Origin of the sequence: Massilibacteroides sp. (assembly GCF_028705895.1) — a bacterium.
Lineage (GTDB): Bacteria > Bacteroidota > Bacteroidia > Bacteroidales > Tannerellaceae > Massilibacteroides.
Genome location: NZ_JAQWCQ010000105.1, coordinates 1 through 4,326, shown reverse-complemented (window position 1 = coordinate 4,326; position 4,326 = coordinate 1). Strand labels below are relative to the sequence as shown.

The 4,326-nt window shown below is 37.5% G+C and carries 2 protein-coding genes; both read right to left on the bottom strand.

Annotation, left to right across the window (positions count from 1 at the left end):
• Positions 1-218: 218 nt before the first annotated feature.
• Positions 219-2,132 (bottom strand): molecular chaperone DnaK, encoded by a 1,914-nt coding sequence (gene dnaK, locus PHT93_RS15070; RefSeq protein ID WP_300244595.1) that lies wholly within the window; start codon positions 2,130-2,132, stop codon positions 219-221.
• A gap of 104 nt (positions 2,133-2,236) precedes the next feature.
• Positions 2,237-3,871, bottom strand: coding sequence for a DUF6377 domain-containing protein (locus PHT93_RS15065; protein ID WP_300244593.1), 1,635 nt, complete (start codon positions 3,869-3,871; stop codon positions 2,237-2,239).
• Positions 3,872-4,326: the final 455 nt, after the last annotated feature.

The following is a 4,326-nucleotide window of genomic DNA, read 5'->3' as shown; positions in this document are numbered from 1 at the left end:
CTACTCGTTAAGAATAGGCCAAACTTGTACCAACTAACCCCAAATAGGATAAGACTTGATCCTACTCGAGGCTAGTTATATCAATTTGTAAAGAACTGCAATACGTGGTTTACCGGAGGCTTACAAACATTTTGAAAAATATAAAAACAAAAAAAATCGCCGTAAATATTACATTTACAGCGATTTACTAATTTGTATTAATCAGTGTTAATCAGCACTTACTTGACTTCTTCAAAGTCAACATCAGTTACACCACCATCTTTAGGTTCGCTGTTGTTGCTTGCACCTTGGTTAAAGTCGGCACCTGGTTGAGGACCTCCCTGAGCTCCGACTTGGGCGTTGTACATTTCCTGACTTGCTGCCTGGAATACGCTGTTCAATTCTGCGGTTGCGGAGTCGATAGCGGCAACGTCTTGTGCTTTGTGCGCTTCTTTCAGTTTGGCAAGGGCAGCTTCAATCGGAGCTTTCTTGTCGGCCGGTAGTTTATCACCTAATTCACTTAATTGTTTTTCAGTCTGGAAGATTAAACTATCTGCGTGATTCAGTTTGTCGATACGTTCTTTTTCTTTCTTATCGGCTTCTGCATTGGCAGCAGCTTCGTCTTTCATACGTTTTACTTCATCATCACTCAAACCACTGGATGCTTCGATACGGATACTTTGTTGTTTTCCTGTTCCTTTATCTTTGGCAGATACGTTCAGGATACCGTTAGCGTCAATATCAAATGTTACTTCAATCTGAGGTACACCACGTTGCGCGGAAGGTATTCCATCCAAATGGAAACGGCCGATTGATTTGTTATCTCTTGCCAAAGAACGTTCTCCTTGAAGAATATGTATCTCTACTGATGGTTGATTGTCCACAGCCGTTGTAAATGTTTCTGACTTCTTTGTCGGTATCGTTGTGTTAGATTCGATCAACTTCGTCATTACGCCACCCATGGTTTCAATACCTAATGAAAGCGGAGTTACGTCGAGCAACAATACGTCTTTCACTTCACCGGTCAATACACCCCCCTGAATTGCAGCTCCTACGGCTACTACTTCGTCCGGGTTTACACCTTTGGAAGGAGCTTTTCCGAAGAATTTCTCTACAATATTCTGGATTGCAGGGATACGTGTAGAACCACCCACCAAGATTACTTCGTCAATGTCAGACGTAGTAAGGCCGGCATCGCTTAATGATTTACGACAAGGTTCGACGCAAGCCTGAATCAAAGAATCTGCCAATTGTTCAAATTTGGCACGTGTCAATGTCTTTACCAAGTGCTTTGGAATACCATTTACCGGCATGATATACGGTAAGTTGATTTCTGTACTTGTTGTGCTTGACAATTCAATCTTTGCTTTTTCAGCAGCTTCTTTCAAACGTTGCAAAGCCATTGGGTCTTTCCGCAAATCAATTCCTTCTTCTTTCAGGAATTCTTCTGCCAACCAATCAATAATTACGTGGTCAAAGTCGTCACCTCCTAAATGCGTATCACCATTAGTTGATTTTACTTCGAATACTCCATCACCTAATTCAAGGATAGAAATATCGAAAGTACCACCACCCAAGTCAAATACAGCAATCTTCATGTCTTTGTTGGACTTATCCAGACCATAAGCTAAGGAAGCAGCAGTTGGTTCGTTTACAATACGGCGTACGTTCAGTCCGGCAATTTCACCGGCTTCTTTCGTGGCCTGACGTTGTGCATCACTAAAGTAAGCAGGCACGGTAATAACGGCATCGGTTACTTCTTGTCCTAAGTAATCTTCTGCCGTTTTCTTCATTTTCTGAAGTGTCATGGCAGATATTTCCTGCGGAGTATATAAACGTCCGTCAATATCCACACGTGGAGTATTGTTATCCCCCTTAACTACTTTATAAGGTACACGACCAATTTCTTTTTGTACCTGATCGTATGTTTCACCCATAAAACGTTTGATAGAGAATATCGTTTTTTCAGGGTTTGTAATTGCCTGACGTTTTGCAGGATCACCTACTTTTCTTTCGCCACCTTCTACGAAAGCAACAACAGAGGGAGTAGTTCTTTTCCCTTCACTATTTGTAATAACAACCGGTTCGTTACCTTCCAATACAGCAACACAAGAGTTGGTTGTTCCTAAGTCTATTCCAATAATTTTACCCATTTCTTTTATATTTATTTTAAGTTATTATTCAAGTTTCGTATCATCCATTACACAAATGGTATGCCAAAAAAGAAGGAGGGATAAAGTTTCGAAATTATGACATATTACATGACAATACGTCCGATTTGATTGATGGCAACTGAAAAATCGTCTTTAGGAATACGGGATTTATTTCTTACTTTCAGTCGGTAATTATATACTGTCTGCGTAGAGTAATGCAGAAAATCAGCTATTTTAACACTATCTGAGATGCCAAGCCGAACAAGTGCAAAGATGCGCAATTCCGGTGTAAGGAGATCTCCTTCCTTAGGTATAATGACTTCTTCAGGAATAAGAAGGGAGTTGAAGTCTTCAATAAATTTAGGATAGAGTTTAAGAAATATTGTATCAAAACTACGATGAAATTCTTTTAATTCATCAGACACAAGAGAGGAAGAGTTTGTCATCTGTAATAATTCATCAATTTGACCGATTTTCAGTTTACGGTTTGTTTTCTTTCTGAAGTCCTCTAATTTGTCAATATAGTTTGAACATATTGAAAACACATAGCCAATATATTCCTCTTTCACCAGATTAGATTCAGACAACTCCCGATTCAACTTATTCAAATCGGAATTAACGGTTTCCAAATCCAGATTTATCTGTTTCAAGCGCTTACGGGCTGCAGACAGAGCCTTTAGTTGTTTATAAATATAAAGTACGGCTCCGATCAGAAAGAGGAAAAGAACAGAGATAATACTCAGGAGGAAAGTCAGTCGTCTTTTCTCTTTTACAATCTTCGCATCGTAAGAATCATTTATAATAGGTAGCATCTGGGAAATCTCCAAAGCACGAAGACGAGCATTGCAGAATATAGCATCTTCCATAGCACATTTTGTATAATCGTAAGCTCTGCTTATATCACCATCCTCATATAGCATGACAGCCAAAGCACGAAGAGAGATATACTCCTTTACTGCCCCCTTTATATCTCCTAAAGCAGATATCGCTAAATATTTCTTTTCTTCTTCTCTGTTTCCCATTTGGTGATATACTTCATAGAGCGTATATGCAGCCATAGCTATTGCATGTTCATTATTTCCAAAGCTCTCCATACAATCCAAAGCAACCTGCAAAGCCTCATCTGTACGATTCTCCGAAAGAAGACGAGTAGTCCGAACCATATGATATCCGATATCTTGATCGGTTAAAACACTGAGTATAGAATCTTTATATTGAATAACTAAGTGTTTATATTCTTTTTTCTGTTTTTCTGCCAATGAATAATTTGTCATCAACACATAAAGAGAATGATACAGATGATACCGATATGTCAACACCTCTATGGCCTGCGTAGCGCCACTATGACTATCTAATATATCAAAGGCCTCTTTATACATTCCGGTTCCTATTAATACCTCGGCCAGATTCATCGAAGCGATAAGATTTTTATTTTGTTCTCCGATCCGTTCAGCTACGGCAATTCTGGCATTCGCAATAGACAACGCCGAATCCATCTGGAATGCTTTATACTCTTCAAACAAATCTCCATATACATTATATAATGTCTCATCATCAACAGAGGTGATCTGAATTTGTTTTTTTATCTCGTTTATTCTGTTTTCTCTTTCTTGCAAATAGATTGAACGACTCTCTATTGCGTCATCCAAATTCTTTAAAAGAGTATTTATCTCATTGACGGCAGAAACAGGAGTTGTCAAACAAAGGAGTAAGAAACAGAGTGTTTTTGTTATTTCCATAAATATAAGACTTGCGAACAGACAAATTAATAAACATTTTAGAAGAAACGGATAACTTTGTTCTTTTCGTAAAAGACTATCGACTATTACAAAATTATTGTTTTTTTCTTAGTATCTTCTCCTTTTTCGAAAAACAAGACAAGTAAACTTATTCATATACACAAGATAGAAGTGTAAAAAAACAAGATTTTACCACCTAAAAATGCTCCTTTTAAATATATTGAAAATCAAAGAATAAAACACCCCCGAAAATATAAAGGATATTTTGTAAAAAATAAAGGATATTTTTGCAATTATATCCTTTATATTTTTTCACGTGTTACTACCTTGACCTTTCCTGAAATAGGTTTACAGTTTTGGATTAATAACTAGAATAACTTTACACAAAAATAACTTATTCCTACCTTTTGTTTACAGAGGTTGGAGTTAAAGATATAACAGAGGTTTGGATTAAC